We start from the raw sequence: 14,917 nt of genomic DNA, 5'->3' as shown, positions 1-14,917 counted from the left end.
AAGATTGAAAATACCGCTCCCTTAAGAGGAAACGGCATTTCGAGCAGGCAATCGTTTTTTGATTGCAAATATTGTTACTGCGGTTACTATTAACACCAGCTGTCCTGCAATGGTTTCCCATGTCGGATAAAATCCGATTGCTGCTGCGACAGGAAGTCCGTTCACAATAGAAGTAGGGAAGATATCCGTTAATTGAAGTGTATGGATACTTACACCAATAATTTTAAACGCGAGAGCATAGATGAATACCGTTGCCACCGCAAACAATCGATGAATAGGAATACGATTTCCGGCTTTTAATAACACAACAGCAACAGCGACTAATATGATTAACGCTGCAGCGATGCCGAGCAGAAACTCGGACAATTTCATGTTTGGCGCGATTCCTACATAGAACACGACGGTTTCTGCACCTTCACGGAACACTGTTAGGAAACTGAGCAATCCAATCGCCCAAGCACTTTTACTGGAAACGGCTGTCCCCATCTGACGCGCGATATAGTCATTCCACGCGGTTACAGACGATTTACGGTGAAGCCATGCGCCCATTCCAATCATCATCGCAGCGGCAGCGAGTCCGATTACACCTTCCATGATTTCACGGCTGCTTCCAATCGTCACGGAGTTTAAAATGGTCGTCATCAGGACGGCTGCAACGATACTTGCGATAATCCCTGCGGCCGACCCTGTGTAGATCCATTTAGCCAGCTGAGGTTGTCCGGCTTTCTTCAGGAATGCAACCAGACCGATAATGATGAGCAGTGCCTCTAATCCTTCACGCAGTAAAATAAGTGCTGAATCCCAAAATGTATACGATGTACTTTCTTTAACGAGTTCGATCTGCTGTTGCAGACTGGCGATCTCACCCGATATTTTTTTAACATCTGCTTTTTCACTCGTAAGTTTTCCTGCCAGCAACGGCACTTGACTTTCAATTTCCGTATAAAGTGCCGCATCTTTTGTACGGATTTGACCTTCTACATTCGGCCAGCTTGTGATGAATTCACGAAGTTTCGCGACCGCTGTATCTGCATCATCTTTAGCAAGCGCCGTACGGCTATCTGCTAAAAGGGAAGTCAGCGTATCTAGTGAGTCTTTCGTAACAGGAGCGGATCCTTGAGCCGTTTCTCCTGCTGCGAATGATGTAACGGCCTGTTCGAGCGCCGTGTATGTCTGTTCTAGATCTGTCTGACTTGGAGCATCTTCTGCAAGTGCAATGCGCAAGAACGCCATTTGAGTTTCGATTGTCCCGTAAGCCGCGATACTTTGTTCGCGCACTGGGCGTTCGTTACGTGTCCAAGTAGCTAGAAATTTCTTTTCGGAAGCCCGGATTGCTTTCATATCTCCTGAATGAATGGCGTCTCCGAGCTCTTCAAGATCCGGCGTAACTGCCTTTTCAAACGCGAGACGTTCCGCTTGCTCATCCACTGGGTTTTCAGCTTTCTCTAATGCATGCAGTGCTTTTGACAGTGCTGTTAACGCCTCCAGACGCTGCGCAGATCCTTTTGCTTGCTCCGCTTCTTTCAGCGTACTCTCGACTTGCTTACTTTCTTTTGCAGGGTGGTCTTCTTGCTCCCATGCAGCCTTGAATTCTTCTAGCGCGGTCTCTGCGGCCTGCTTATCGTCTTGCTTGGAAGCCATAATGGCGTCGCCGATTGCGATATACAAGTCACTATAAGAAGGTGCCTCCGCGTGAACAAGGGATGCGGGTAAAAGAGACAAAAGCAGGACTGCGATGAGCAGTGCCTGCTTACAAAGTTTTGAATAACGCTTCACCGATATAGCTTCCTTTCTGAACACCAGGGAAGCAGGCAAATAAGGCACTGCCGCGGTGTGTGATGTACTCATTCAATTTATCGGCACGGCCGAAACTTTTTTGGATGGCGATAAATTGCTCCGGATCTTTTTGATAGGAGATGAATAGCAAACCGGCATCATATGCACCCGTTGCATCCATTGTCCCGGAAGAGTAGGAGAAAGAACGTCTATGGATTTGTGCTTTCGCTTCTTTCGCAAGACGCACATGGGAATCGACGGGAATCACGGGTGCACCTGATGCATCTTTCTGGTCAAGCGGAACTTCATCGTGTTCGCCTTTTAATCCAATAGGAGCACCTGTTTCACGGTGACGGCCAAATGTCGCTTCTTGCTCACTGAGCGCTGTTCGATCCCACGTCTCTAAGTGCATCTGAATGCGGCGGACTGCCATATAACTGCCTCCAGCAAGCCATCCTTTTGACTCGCCAGGCTGCACCCAGACAACATCGTTCATCGCTTGTTTGCTCGCAGCGTCAGGTCCTGAAGTACCGTCTTTAAAGGCAAACAAGTTCCGCGGCGTTTCGCGTTTCTTGTTTTTTTCAGGATAAGAGTTGAAACCCGCTTGAGACCATTTCAACCGGACTTTTCCTGAAGCAGCGCGAATCAAGTTGCGCACTGCATGAAACGCTACTTGCGGATCTTCTGCACATGCCTGAATGCATATGTCTCCTCCTGTATACGCAGGATCGAGCTGATCTTTCGGGAAGTGGGGGAGATCCTTGAGTTCTGCAGGACGTTTCGATGAAAGCCCCAGTTCGTTTTTATCAAATAGGGAAGGGCCTGCGCCGAACGTCAACGTAAGACCAGAGGCATCGAGCCCGCCCGCTTCGCCTGTATCTTTTGCTGGGATAAATCCATTGGAAGAAAGTTCTCCGATGGGTTCGCCATTCATTAAACGAACCGCCATCGGTGTCCATTGCTGGAACAGCTCTTTCAGTTCGCCTTGGGATTTCACAAGAACTTCAAGTGATGCAAAATAGACGTGAGTTTGCACAGGCGTGATGATGCCGGACTGATGCGCACCATAAAAGTTAATTTTGTTTTTGGACGAAGGATTATCCTCTTCCGTCGTCATCCCAAATACATTAAGAAGACCACCGAGTCCGGAAGCGCCAATTGCTGCACCTGCAGCTCCAGCGCCTGTCAGTTTCAGCATTTGACGCCGGGAGATTTTCTTATCAAATAACTTTTCTTCTGCCATTAGATTCTCACTCCATTACGATGCCCATCATGCTCAATGGTTCACCGAGTTGATTTACTGCATCTGCTAATTGCTTCGTATCTTCCTTCGTCAATTCCTCGTAGGAAATATAACCGCCGTTTCCATCTTCATGCTTTGCAAGAAGTCCATTCAATGTTGAGAACTTATTCGTCAAATCAGTCGCAAGCTGCGCATCTTTTTGTTTGATGACCGCTTCGAAGATATGGAAGATTTCTTCTGCACCTTCAACGTTTGCTTTGAAATCATATAGGTCGGTGTGAGAGAAGATTTCTTCTTCACCCGTGATTTTCGATGTAGAGACTTCGTTAAGCAGGTCAACAGCGCCTGTGATCATCAAATCCGCGCCAACTTCAACGGTTTCTACACGCGCACGCAATTCTTTTGCATCTTTCAACAACTGATCGGCAACGTCTTCGTACCCTTCAGTTGTATTATCGACCCATAAGCCGTATTCAATCTTATGGTATCCAGACCATTCTTCTTCACCTTGACCTTCGTCTTCCAAGTCCGCGAGACGTGCGTCAATACGCGGATCGAGGTCTCCGAAACTTTCGGCAATCGGCTCAGAACGTTCAAAGTACATGCGGGCGAGGGGATAGATTGCCTTTGCGTCGTCAATTCTGCCTTCTTTTACAGCACTGACAAATTTGTCTGTTTCGACAACAAACTGATCCATCTGCTCCAAAGCGAATTGCTTATAGGCATCTGTTTCTTGTTGTAGATCAGTTGGAGCTGCAGCTGCGGTTTCTGCTGGTTCTTTCTCAGTTGCTGCTTTATCAGAACCGCATCCAGAGAGGATGAGACCTGTTGCGAGTAGTGAAGCGAGCAAGGCGTGTGATTTCATAAGATTGTTTCCTACTTTCCGTCTTTTTCTCAATGATAATCATTATCACCACTCTGAGTCAATAGTTTTTTATATAAAGGGGTGGCAATTTCATGTCATTTCCCTAAAAAACGAAAATAAATTATGGGAAGTTTGGAAGCTGAATCTCAACGTCTCACTGCAATTGGCAGAGAATGGCTGTTGTATAACGAGTTTGTTCGTCATATAATAAGGGAACAGATGTTCCTAGGAGGAGACGTTATGAAACAGCTGCCTGAACGTAAAATTATTTGCATCGATATGCGCAGCTTTTATGCAAGTTGTGCAGCCGTGATGGAAGGATTGGATGTGATGGAAACGCCAATCGCCATTATTGGGAACAAAGAGCGCAAAGGGGGCGTGGTGCTTGCGGCATCGCCTCCGCTCAAAAAACGATTTGGTATTAAGACGGGGATGCGCCTTTTTGAAATACCAGATGATCCCTCCATACAATTGATTGAACCTAAAATGGACTTTTATATAAAAGTCTCAATGGAGATCACTCATCTGCTGAACCAATACGTTCCAAAAGAAGCGATACATGTGTACAGCATTGATGAAAGCTTCGTCGACTTGGATGGAACAGAGAAACTCTGGGGTTCCGCAAGAGAAACCGCGGCGCGCATTCAAGATGATTTACTTCGCCAATTCCAACTGCACTCTGCGTGTGGAATGGGGCCCAACATGTTGCTGTCCAAACTTGCGCTGGATTTGGAAGCAAAGAAAACAGGGTTTGCTCATTGGGGGTATGAGGATGTGCCAGCGAAATTATGGCCAATCGCACCGCTTAGTGAAATGTGGGGCATCGGGAGAAGAACTGAACACACTTTAAATGAGATGGGGATTTACTCCGTTGGTGATCTCGCACACGCTTCACTTATTCAGCTGGAAGAGAAGTTCGGCGTCATGGGGAATCAGCTTTACCATCATGCCCATGGGATTGATATGTCCGATCTTGGGGCGCCTTTGATCGAAGGGCAGGTCAGTTACGGCAAAGGGCAAATTCTTTTCCGGGATTATTGCCGCCGTGAGGATGTGCTTGCCGTAGTGCTTGAAATGTGTGAAGACGTCGCGATGCGGGCCCGCACTGCCAGGCGCGCTGGCCGCACAGTCCATTTGTCCGTTGGCTACTCTAAAAATGCGTTAGGAGGGGGATTCAGCCGTTCAAAATCCCTTGTAGAAGAGACGAACGATACGATGAAGATTTACAAACTTTGTACAGAACTATTCGACACATTTCACGATGGACGCCCGGTTCGCCAGCTTTCGTTGAGCTTATCCAATTTAGTTGAAGAGCATTCGATGCAGCTGAGCTTGTTTGACCAGCATAAATGGAAGAAACGAAAGCTTGGTGAGACGGTGGATGAACTCCGCAGTAAATATGGATCTGCTGCCGTTTTACGTGCAGTCTCGTATACCGATGCGGGAACAGCGCGTCATCGGGCCGGTTTGATTGGCGGGCATGTGAAGTAGCGATACCTGGCAGCTGGAAGGAGATGATACTATGCTACGAGATCGCGGGAAAATCAAATGGACTGCACTGATGCTGCCCGAACACGTTGAGCGATTGCGCGCATGGCAGGCAGAAGATGCAATTCAGGTGCGAAGCGAACCTGATGAACAGCAATTGGAGGAATGGAATTACATCATCGCTAGTGCGATGGAGACTCATCGAGCCATCACCATTACGCATTGGCAAACCGATAAACCCGCAACCGATGACTTTTACGTTCATTGTCTAGAACCAGAGAGAAAACAGTTGCGCGTTGTAACGATTGACGGCCGAGCACGTATTCTTTCACTCCTGGATATTGAAACTATTTCTGAAATCGGATAATTCGAAACAAATACTTTCCGAATTATGTAAGAGTCTGCTAAACTATTCGAAGTCCTATATAGATTGGCAGGGGAATTTATTGAACGTACTCATTCAGCTCGGCTGGTTTTTTAAACAGCGAAAAAAGCAATACGCAATTGGAATTGCAGCACTTGTACTTGTTTCAATATTGCAGCTGCTGCCGCCTAAAATCATCGGCTATATCGTCGATGACATTACGAAAGGAACGTTAACTGGCTCCCAGCTGACGAAATGGCTCGTCATTCTTGCAGTCGCGGGGATTGCAATGTACGCATTCCGCTATCTTTGGAGGGTCATGATTTTCGGTTCATCGATTGTACTTGCACGTACGATCCGCAAGCAATTATTCGATCATTTTTTAAAGATGTCACCCGCTTTTTATCAAAAACGCCGAGTAGGCAATTTAATGGCCCACGCAACTAATGACGTGAGTGCAGTTCAGCAAACTGCAGGCATGGGTGTATTGACGTTGTTCGATTCCATTTCAACAGGCGGTTTTGTTATCTTGACGATGGCGTTAACGATTAACTGGAAGTTGACGTTGATTGCACTTATTCCGATTCCTATCATGATTGTATTGACAAGTTTTTATGGTAAATTGCTGCGCCGTCATTTCCGCACTGCTCAAGAAGCCTTTTCCAGCATGAACGATAAGACTCAAGAGAGCATTTCAGGCGTAAAAGTCATTAAAACGTTCGGACAGCAAAAAGAGGACATCGAAGACTTCACGGAACTATCGGAGGAAGTTGTAGAGAAGAACATGCGGGTTGCCCGTGTAGATGCACTGTTTGACCCGACGATCGGCGGGATCTTTGCGATTTCTTCTATTATTTCGTTTATCTTTGGTGCTCGCTTTATCAATGCCGGGGAAATGAGTATAGGTGATATAGTTGCGTTCAGTACGTATCTTGGATTGTTGACATGGCCAATGCTCGCGTTCGGATTTCTTTTCAATATTGTAGAACGGGGAAGCGCTTCGTATACGCGAATTCGTGAATTGCTCTCAGTGGACCCAGAAGTAGTTGATGTACAAGGTGCAATTGATGAGCGGCCAAGGGGAGATCTTTCTGTCGACATTGACAGCTTCACGTTCCCCGGGGATCCGAACCCGGCACTCCGTGATGTTCACTTTACGCTGAGACAAGGAGAAACGCTCGGGATTGTCGGTAAAACCGGCTCCGGAAAGACCGCCATTTTGAAGCTGCTGCTGCGGGAATTTGATGATTATGAAGGGATCATATCGTACGGCGGACATTCGATTCATCAATACAAACAGCAGCGGCTGCGGGAATCGATTGGATATGTCCCGCAAGATCACTTCTTATTTTCAACGACACTGGCTGAAAACATTGCCTTTACGAATCCAACGGTTCCGTCCGAAGAGATTCACAACGCTGCACGCCTTGCCCACATCCACGAAGATATTGAAGGGTTTGCAGAAGGCTATCGTACGATTGTAGGGGAACGGGGCGTTTCCTTATCCGGAGGTCAAAAACAGCGGATATCGATTGCCCGGGCATTGCTCATGCAGCCTGAGCTGCTTATTTTAGACGACTCTCTTTCTGCAGTGGATGCAAAGACCGAAGAAGCGATTCTTCGGTCTTTAAAAGAAACACGCAGCGGAGAAACAACAATCATTACGTCTCACCGGTTAAGCGCCATTCAACATGCACACCAAATTATTGTCATGGACGAAGGGACAATAGCAGAGTCTGGAACCCATTCAGAATTGATGGCACTAAACGGGAGTTATAAAGAAATGTACGATTTGCAACAACTTGAAGCGTCTGTAGAACAAGGGGGCGGGGCGTAATGGCAGAAGTGAAGCAGACAAAACTATCAGCTCGGGGACAATGGGAAGTATTTGTTCGTCTTCTCCAATACTTGAAGCCTCATAAACTGTCGATTGCGATTGCGCTGCTGCTCCTAGCGCTCACGATAACTGGAAGCATCGTAAGTCCGCTTCTCATTCAATCATTCATCGACAATCATCTCGTCACGTTGAATTTCGAACGCACGAGTATTATCCGCTTACTCGTTTCCTATGTTGCAATTCAAGTGACAGTCGTAGTCATTTCCTATTTCCAATCGCTGCGCTTTCAGCGAATCGCGCTTAAAATCATCCAGCAAATACGAATCGATGCCTTTACTAAAGTGCATGGACTCGGGATGCGCTATTTCGACAAAACGCCTGCCGGTGCAATCGTTTCGCGTGTGACAAACGATACAGAAGCCATAAAAGAAATGTTTGTGAGTGTTGTTGTCACGTTTTTGCAGGCGATTTTCGGAATCATCGGCGTTTACATTGCGTTATTTTCACTGGATGCAAAGCTTGCGATGTATTCAATGGTCTTGCTGCCGCTGTTTATAATTTTGATATCGGTCTATCGGTATTACAGCGCAGACTTTTATCAAGATATCCGGGAACGACTCAGTCAATTGAATGGAAAGATATCCGAATCCCTTTCAGGAATGGGCATGATCCAAGCATTCCGCCAAGAAGAGAGGCTTGCAGATGAATTTAAGTCAATCAATGACGGGCACTATCGAGCGGGAATAAGAAACATTAAGTTCGACAGTATTCTGCTTGGACCGTTCATCGACTTGTTATATGCGGCAGCAGTGGTCTGTACGCTGGCATACTTTGGGTTCACTTCGCTTTCAACTGCGGTCGATGTGGGGATTATCTATGCATTTACGACATTGCTAAGCCGATTGTTCCAGCCCGTCCAGCAAGTGATGAACCGAATGTCTATTTTCCAGCAGGCGCTTGTTTCAGCATCACGGGTTTTCACACTCATTGACGAACCGGACATGGAGCCTGTTCAGCTGCTGGAAAAGGATTCAAAAATTACAGAAGGAACTATCATCTTTGACGGCGTTACGTTTAGTTATGATGGCAAAACCGATGTATTGAAAGATATTTCGTTTACGGCGAATGCCGGTGAAACCGTCGCCCTGGTCGGACATACAGGCAGCGGAAAAAGTTCAATCATTAACTTGCTTATGAGGTTCTATGAGTACGAGCATGGCTCTATTACCATTGACGGACGATCACTGAAGTCCTATCCAATGCAGGAATTACGGAACAAAGTCGGGCTCGTCCTTCAAGACCCATTCATGTTTTATGGGGATATTGAAAGCAATATCCGTCTGCATAACGAATCGATGACATCAGAAAAGGTAAGGACAGCAGCGGAATTTGTCCAAGCCAATAAGTTCATTGAACAGTTAGAAGGTGAATACGCACACAAAGTGATGGAACGCGGATCGACCCTATCAAGCGGACAGCGGCAGCTCATTGCATTTGCACGAACTATGGCAGTCGATCCGAAGGTCCTTGTACTTGATGAAGCAACCGCCAATATTGACACAGAAACGGAAATTGCAATCCAAGCCAGTTTACAAAAGATGCGAAAAGGAAGGACTACTATTGCCATTGCCCACCGGCTTAGTACGATTCAAGATGCAGAACTCATATTAGTGCTGCATAAAGGAGAGATTGCTGAACGAGGAACCCATCAGCAATTGCTAAGTATGAAAGGACTTTACTATAAAATGTATCAGCTTCAAAATGGGCAGACAGCTTGATTAAACAAATGCTTACAAAACCGTACACGATATCAGCCGTACGGTTTTGTAATGTGTCATAAACTGTTCACAGACAAAAAGTACATATTGAATGACTCGTTCTGATACCATGAAGAGGAGATAGAAAAAAATATAAAAGGGGGAAGTTCCTTGGCAACAGATGTGAACATATTCCTTGCATTCGGAGCGGGATTTTTAAGTTTCATTTCCCCATGTGTCCTGCCGCTGTATCCGGCATTCATTTCTTACATTACTGGGATGTCAATCGATGATTTACGTTCAGACAAGAAACGGATGAGCCGAAACGGAATGTTACATACGTTATTTTTCCTTCTAGGATTTTCTGTTGTATTCATTTTCCTTGGATTCGGATCTTCATTCATTGGTCGTTTCTTTATCGAATACATGGATATTCTTCGGCAGGTTGGCGCCATTTTCATCGTGTTATTCGGTTTAATGGTAGTCGGAATTTTTACACCGAAGTTTTTAATGCAAGAACGCAAACTTCAATTTAAGAACCGGCCTTCGGGTTACTTAGGATCTGCACTTATCGGACTTGCATTTTCAGCAGGCTGGCAGCCGTGCATGGGACCGATCATCGGAGCAATCATCGGACTCGCAGCATCTAATCCAGGCTCCAGTATGCTTTACATGATGACCTACGTCCTTGGATTCGCGATTCCATTCTTTGTGCTGTCGTTCTTCGTCACTCGTCTTGGCTGGATTCGTAAACACAACCAGACGATTATGCGGATTGGCGGAGCCTTCATGATTGTTTTCGGTATCGTGCTATTCTTCGACGGTATGACATTCTTAATCAGCTTACTTAGCCCGATCTTTGGAGATTTCCAAGGTTTTTGACCATCAAGGAGGATTGAACAATGAACGAAGTTATGTCTTTTCAAGCATGGCAAGAACTTTTAACACAACATGAGGCGATGCTATTATTCGTGAAAACCGATCATTGTTCTGTATGTGATGGGCTATATCCACAAGTGGAAGTGTTGACTGAACAGTATCCATTTCCGTTCTATTATGTAAATGTCGCGAAAGTACCTGAAATGGCAGGGCAGCTGTCTTTATTTGCAGCGCCTGCTGTATTGTTATTCAAACATGGAAAAGAAACGACCCGGTTTGCGAGGTTTGTTCCAATGGAGCAACTTCGTAAACGATTGGACGAGCTGAAGGAGGCGCGCGGATGAGTCAGCTTCAAGAATGGATTGATATGATTTTCAATGAAATCCCGCCCGTCTATTTAATCGTCGGCTCAACCGCTGCCTTTTTCTTCATGGGAATCTTAGCGTTCATTGTCCGCTCAAAAGCGGCAGAACGCCCGATTTCACCGATTCGTATTATACTGCCGCCCCTATTTATGTCTTCCGGAATGCTCATGTTTTTGTTTACTCAATTTCAGGTTCCGTGGAGTCAGGTGATGGAAGCCGCAGCTGTTGGGCTGCTCTTTTCGACGATTTTGATTGCTACAACAAACTTTGAACATAAGAATGGTCAATTGTTTGTGAAACGATCGAAAGCATTCATCGTCATTTTGGCGGCATTGCTCATCTTCCGACTGGTCGCAAAACTGATTCTCAGCAATTCCATCGACGTCGGGGAACTTGCCGGTATGTTCTTCATCCTCGCATTTGCGATGATCGTCCCATGGCGAATTGGAATGCTCATCAAATACAACAACCTAAAAAAAAGAGAGAGACTCACGGTCAACTGACCAAGTCTCTCTCTTTTTGTGTTAAAAAAGATGCTCATATGGTGTCATGTCGACATCCATCGTCGTGAGCTTCTTACGTAAGAATTTGTGGTCGCGTTTCGGCGTTGCCACGATGTAGCCGCGAATTATATGATCGAATTCAATCGTCTTCGCATGCTCATCCAAAGCAATTTGACCAATACGGCCCGCAATCTTCTGCTTCGCTACCGGACGGAAAAGTTCAGGAACCGGCTGCACCAGTTCATTCAATAATCCCTTGGCTTCAGCATTCCAGAGATGAAGCGAACGGTCCACGTAGTATTCTTCCCAATCTAATGTCGATTTGCCATCTTCCTTTGGGAACACTTTCAGGAACTTACGGAACATGAAAAATCCGCCAATCGCAAACAAGCCGATTAGGACGACACACCAAAATACAATAAACCAGATAAACCAGCCTGGCATAATACGTTCACCTCTTTATGACTCTCTACGCTATCAATTGTACCCGTAAACTTAAAAACTTTCACGAACATTGTATCCTTTTCTGCAAGTTTCGTCTATCTAGACTGTGAAAGGAGGGGAACGCACATGGCAGCAGCACTTGAGTTTCAAACAGCGGTCGGCAAAATTTTCTACAACGCAGGTTCAACACCAGATGGCCGTCTTATCCGTAAGTCGCAAAGCTACCGTTTCGTCGAACAAAACGCAACACCCGCCAATTTACAGCTTGCACTTGCTTCACTTGGCCAACTGTCAGCAATGACGGTCATGTCTTATGAAAAAATCGTCACATCCGAAATCACAAACTAACTAACAGGAAAAGGAGGAATTCGAAATGCCACTCACACTTCAACTCGTATTTACGAAATCAGATGGAAAAGATTTTGTCTTAACTGTCGATGAACCGCGTCCGGGGGTTACACCCGCTGAGGTGAAGACCGCGATGGAACAGATCATTGCTTCCGGCGTGTTCAAAAAAGATGGGGACGTTCTTACCGCTGTCAAAAGCGCACGGATTATCGATCGCTCGGTAAGCGACCTGATCAGCAGCAAATAATACGAAAAAAGCACGTAAGCCGGTCCCTCGTCAGCTGACAGGGATCGGCTTTTTTAAAACCATCTCATAAAACTTGCATGGCATACACAATTAAAGGAGGCGAAAGTGATGGAACAATTGTTGGAACAAACAATGGGATTCATCCAAGAGGTGGGCTTTCCGGTTTTTGTTTCCTTCTACCTGCTCCACCGCCTGGAAACGAAGCTGGAAGCAATCCACGGAGCGCTCGTTACGCTAAAAGTGAAGTAGTCTTCACATAACCGACAAACAAACGCCAAACAACACATGATTCCCTGGTTGTTTGGCGTTCGTTTGTAGAATATGATAAGGTAAACACAATAGGTTTGGGGGAAGTGTAATGAAGAAAAAAGCAATCATTTTTGGCGTATTCATGATGGCACTTGTATTGAGTGCATGCTCCGGCGGATTCAAAGCGGATCATCATTACAGCATCGCGCCATTCGAATTCACGAACCAAAACAACGAAAAAGTTTCATTGGATGATTTAAAAGGTGAAATCTGGCTAGCACAGTTTGTATTCACTACATGTACGACTGTTTGCCCGCCTATGATGTCCAACATGGCGGAGATTCAAGAAAAGCTGGAAGCTAAAGGGATTGAAGACTACAAAATCGTATCCTTCAGTGTAGACCCTGATGTCGATACTCCTGAAAAACTAGGCACATACTTGGAAGGATTCGATGTTCCGGATTCATCCAAATGGGAAATGCTCACGGGTTATAAGATGGAGGACATAAGTGATCTTGCAGTGAAGTCCTTTAAAATGCCTGTTATTGACGATCCAAATTCTGACCAGGTGATTCACGGATCCCGATTTGGTTTGGTCGATAAAGAAGGAAAAGTCGTTAAATCCTACCCGGGTAATGTAGACGTTCCCTATGATACAATTGTAAAAGACATGAAAGCACTAAATAAAAAAGACTAAGTCACACAAAAGAGGAGAGGGACGAGTGAAGAAAAAGAGACGCAGCCTAACGGCGAAAGCTAAAATCTTGCTAATCGTGCTGCTGATTCCTGTTTCAGTCGTCCTCTTCACGTTAACTGCGATTATTTGGACAAGCATTCGCCATCCGGATGTGATTCAAAAATCCGCCAGTACTTTGATGGACTTGCACGAACGGCATGGCGGGCTGACGATTCCCGACGAATACATTCCCATTTACAAAGCGGCAGCGGAGGAATACAACATTCCATGGACGCTGTTAGCTGCACATCATCGAGTGGAAACACGTTTTTCTACAATGAAAACTATGGTCTCCCCAACAGGAGCCGAAGGGCATATGCAATTCATGCCGTGCACGTTCGTTGGCTGGGGCTATCCCGGCTGTACAGACCTGGGCAAAGGAAATATCCCTGAAGACGATAAAACCAATCCAGATGTCATTGCAAAATATGGCGGATACGGAGTCGATGGAAATGGGGATGGAATTGCAGATCCATACAACCTAGAAGATGCCATCTATAGCGCTGCTAACTACTTAGCACAAAGCGGGGCAGCTGATGGGCAAATCGAGAAGGCCATTTTCCACTACAATCATAGTGATAAATATGTAGAAGATGTTCTTTGGTTCTTCGAAGAATATGAAGCACAGCAAACCCAGCAAGCGCAAAAATAAAAGGACTTCGCGAAGAGCGAAGTCCTTTTTGTTATGCAGCTTTACGCATAGCTTTCATAATGAGGCTGACGATGAAGACAAGAATGACAGCACCGATGATTGCTGGTACGAGATAGAAGTCCGAAACTTTAGGTCCCCAAGAGCCGAGCAGCATTCCGCCAACCCATGCACCTACGATACCTGCAATAATGTTACCAATAATTCCACCTGGGATATCTTTCCCTAGAATAAGTCCGGCAACCCAACCAATAATTCCTCCGATAATTAAGAACCAAATGATACTCATTTGAAATCCTCTCCTTTTAGCTATATAGTATGTCTGTTCTAGTCTTTATAATAACCGTAATTGACCTAGTTGAAACATATTCGCTAAAATTATTTGCATAGAATGATCGGATTTTACACAGACTTATCGAATTATCTCAGCTCCCAGTGTATTTTTAAAATGACGCAGTGCCCAGTCATGTCCGGCCGCGTCGAAACTTGCAACACCCCGTTCATGGATCACTGTTGTAAACCCTTTGTTATAGGTGTCTACAGAAGTGTGCAGGATACAAATATCTGTACAGACACCTACTAAATGGAGTTCCTGAATCCCGCGCGCGCGTAGCCAAATTTCAAGATTGGTCCCTGCAAATGCACTGTACCGGGTTTTATCCATCCAATAGATCGCTTCGCGGTTTTCTTCATATAGCTGTTTCAGCGATCCAAAGGGTTCTCTCCCCGCAGTTCCGCGTAAATTATGCGGAGGGAAAAGACGTGATTCCGGATGATACGGATCATTTTCGTCATGAACGTCTACTGCAAATACGACCGCCTCATTTTTGTTGATAAACTTCTTAGTCAGCTGCTCAATATACGCTTCTAAAGCAATTCCAGGTTCCCCGCAAGTCAAAGCCCCATCTTCTGCAACAAAATCCTCCGTATAGTCAATCACCAATAACGCTCTCTTCACGTAAGCACGTCCTTTCCATGTTCTGATTCCATTATGCACAGACAGGGGAAAATATGCATCTATTCTTCTCTTGAACTATCTATCGTGTTTTCTTATGGATTACTATAAATTTAATGTAATTTACTTATAGACTTTGCTGTTATATGATGGAGTAGAGAAAAGATGCTTATTTATAGAGCCTTTTCAGTACGTAAAGGAGGAATTCAACA

18 protein-coding genes are annotated in these 14,917 nt (G+C 45.4%); 12 read left to right on the top strand and 6 right to left on the bottom strand.

Annotated elements, in window-relative coordinates; genetic code table 11:
- Nucleotides 1–21: 21 nt before the first annotated feature.
- The 3 genes from PGH26_RS07345 to efeO are packed head-to-tail and all read right to left on the bottom strand — an operon-like array spanning nucleotide 22 to nucleotide 3,884.
- On the bottom strand, nucleotides 22–1,776 hold the full coding sequence (locus tag PGH26_RS07345) for an FTR1 family iron permease (RefSeq protein ID WP_323693339.1): 1,755 nt from the start codon (nucleotides 1,774–1,776) through the stop codon (nucleotides 22–24).
- Nucleotides 1,751–3,019 carry an iron uptake transporter deferrochelatase/peroxidase subunit gene (gene efeB / locus PGH26_RS07340; protein ID WP_323693338.1) on the bottom strand — a complete coding sequence of 423 codons (1,269 nt, stop codon included), beginning with the start codon at nucleotides 3,017–3,019 and terminating at the stop codon, nucleotides 1,751–1,753. Before efeB ends, PGH26_RS07345 begins: the two co-directional genes overlap by 26 nt.
- Before the next feature lie 7 nt (nucleotides 3,020–3,026).
- Nucleotides 3,027–3,884, bottom strand: a complete 858-nt coding sequence (gene efeO / locus PGH26_RS07335) for an iron uptake system protein EfeO (RefSeq protein ID WP_323693337.1) — start codon at nucleotides 3,882–3,884, stop codon at nucleotides 3,027–3,029.
- Nucleotides 3,885–4,124: 240 nt separating this feature from the next.
- On the opposite strand from efeO, the gene PGH26_RS07330 reads away from it, so the two are divergent.
- The 7 genes from PGH26_RS07330 to PGH26_RS07300 all read left to right on the top strand — a co-directional run bounded on the left by PGH26_RS07330 (nucleotide 4,125) and on the right by PGH26_RS07300 (nucleotide 11,077).
- Nucleotides 4,125–5,375, top strand: a complete 1,251-nt coding sequence (locus PGH26_RS07330; protein ID WP_323693336.1) for a Y-family DNA polymerase — start codon at nucleotides 4,125–4,127, stop codon at nucleotides 5,373–5,375.
- Nucleotides 5,376–5,406: 31 nt separating this feature from the next.
- Nucleotides 5,407–5,739 carry a YolD-like family protein gene (locus PGH26_RS07325; protein WP_323693335.1) on the top strand — a complete coding sequence of 111 codons (333 nt, stop codon included), beginning with the start codon at nucleotides 5,407–5,409 and terminating at the stop codon, nucleotides 5,737–5,739.
- Nucleotides 5,740–5,818: 79 nt separating this feature from the next.
- Nucleotides 5,819–7,573, top strand: a complete 1,755-nt coding sequence (locus PGH26_RS07320) for an ABC transporter ATP-binding protein (protein ID WP_323693334.1) — start codon at nucleotides 5,819–5,821, stop codon at nucleotides 7,571–7,573.
- Nucleotides 7,573–9,351 (top strand): ABC transporter ATP-binding protein, encoded by a 1,779-nt coding sequence (locus PGH26_RS07315; protein WP_323693333.1) that lies wholly within the window; start codon nucleotides 7,573–7,575, stop codon nucleotides 9,349–9,351. The genes PGH26_RS07320 and PGH26_RS07315 overlap by 1 nt, the downstream gene beginning before the upstream one ends.
- 150 nt (nucleotides 9,352–9,501) lie before the next feature.
- Nucleotides 9,502–10,212 carry a cytochrome c biogenesis CcdA family protein gene (locus PGH26_RS07310; protein ID WP_323693332.1) on the top strand — a complete coding sequence of 237 codons (711 nt, stop codon included), beginning with the start codon at nucleotides 9,502–9,504 and terminating at the stop codon, nucleotides 10,210–10,212.
- Between the two features lie 20 nt (nucleotides 10,213–10,232).
- Nucleotides 10,233–10,553, top strand: coding sequence for a thioredoxin family protein (locus PGH26_RS07305; protein WP_323693331.1), 321 nt, complete (start codon nucleotides 10,233–10,235; stop codon nucleotides 10,551–10,553).
- 26 nt (nucleotides 10,554–10,579) lie between these two features.
- On the top strand, nucleotides 10,580–11,077 hold the full coding sequence (locus PGH26_RS07300) for a CcdC family protein (RefSeq protein WP_323693484.1): 498 nt from the start codon (nucleotides 10,580–10,582) through the stop codon (nucleotides 11,075–11,077).
- Between the two features lie 21 nt (nucleotides 11,078–11,098).
- Here the strand turns inward: PGH26_RS07300 and PGH26_RS07295 are convergent, their stop codons facing one another.
- Nucleotides 11,099–11,521, bottom strand: a complete 423-nt coding sequence (locus tag PGH26_RS07295) for a DUF2621 domain-containing protein (RefSeq protein ID WP_323693330.1) — start codon at nucleotides 11,519–11,521, stop codon at nucleotides 11,099–11,101.
- A gap of 126 nt (nucleotides 11,522–11,647) precedes the next feature.
- Between PGH26_RS07295 and PGH26_RS07290 the strand changes: the two genes are divergently transcribed.
- The 5 genes from PGH26_RS07290 to PGH26_RS07270 all read left to right on the top strand — a co-directional run bounded on the left by PGH26_RS07290 (nucleotide 11,648) and on the right by PGH26_RS07270 (nucleotide 13,753).
- Nucleotides 11,648–11,869: a DUF1659 domain-containing protein gene (locus PGH26_RS07290; protein ID WP_323693329.1), complete on the top strand. Its 222-nt coding sequence runs from the start codon at nucleotides 11,648–11,650 to the stop codon at nucleotides 11,867–11,869.
- Between the two features lie 25 nt (nucleotides 11,870–11,894).
- Nucleotides 11,895–12,116 (top strand): DUF2922 domain-containing protein, encoded by a 222-nt coding sequence (locus tag PGH26_RS07285; protein ID WP_323693328.1) that lies wholly within the window; start codon nucleotides 11,895–11,897, stop codon nucleotides 12,114–12,116.
- Between the two features lie 108 nt (nucleotides 12,117–12,224).
- Nucleotides 12,225–12,365, top strand: coding sequence for a YvrJ family protein (locus tag PGH26_RS07280; protein WP_431312522.1), 141 nt, complete (start codon nucleotides 12,225–12,227; stop codon nucleotides 12,363–12,365).
- Nucleotides 12,366–12,474: 109 nt separating this feature from the next.
- A complete protein-coding gene (locus PGH26_RS07275; protein ID WP_323693327.1) occupies nucleotides 12,475–13,062 on the top strand; it encodes an SCO family protein in 588 nt (195 codons plus the stop codon).
- 25 nt (nucleotides 13,063–13,087) lie between these two features.
- The gene (locus tag PGH26_RS07270; protein WP_323693326.1) at nucleotides 13,088–13,753 is read left to right on the top strand and encodes a lytic transglycosylase domain-containing protein; all 666 of its coding nucleotides are present in this window, start codon (nucleotides 13,088–13,090) and stop codon (nucleotides 13,751–13,753) included.
- 31 nt (nucleotides 13,754–13,784) lie between these two features.
- Here the strand turns inward: PGH26_RS07270 and PGH26_RS07265 are convergent, their stop codons facing one another.
- The gene (locus PGH26_RS07265; protein WP_323693325.1) at nucleotides 13,785–14,039 is read right to left on the bottom strand and encodes a GlsB/YeaQ/YmgE family stress response membrane protein; all 255 of its coding nucleotides are present in this window, start codon (nucleotides 14,037–14,039) and stop codon (nucleotides 13,785–13,787) included.
- A gap of 123 nt (nucleotides 14,040–14,162) precedes the next feature.
- The gene (locus PGH26_RS07260; RefSeq protein WP_323693324.1) at nucleotides 14,163–14,708 is read right to left on the bottom strand and encodes a cysteine hydrolase family protein; all 546 of its coding nucleotides are present in this window, start codon (nucleotides 14,706–14,708) and stop codon (nucleotides 14,163–14,165) included.
- Nucleotides 14,709–14,917 lie beyond the last annotated feature (209 nt).

Origin of the sequence: Sporosarcina jeotgali (genome assembly GCF_033304595.1) — a bacterium.
GTDB lineage: Bacteria > Bacillota > Bacilli > Bacillales_A > Planococcaceae > Sporosarcina > Sporosarcina jeotgali.
This window is presented reverse-complemented; position numbering and strand designations above follow the sequence as displayed.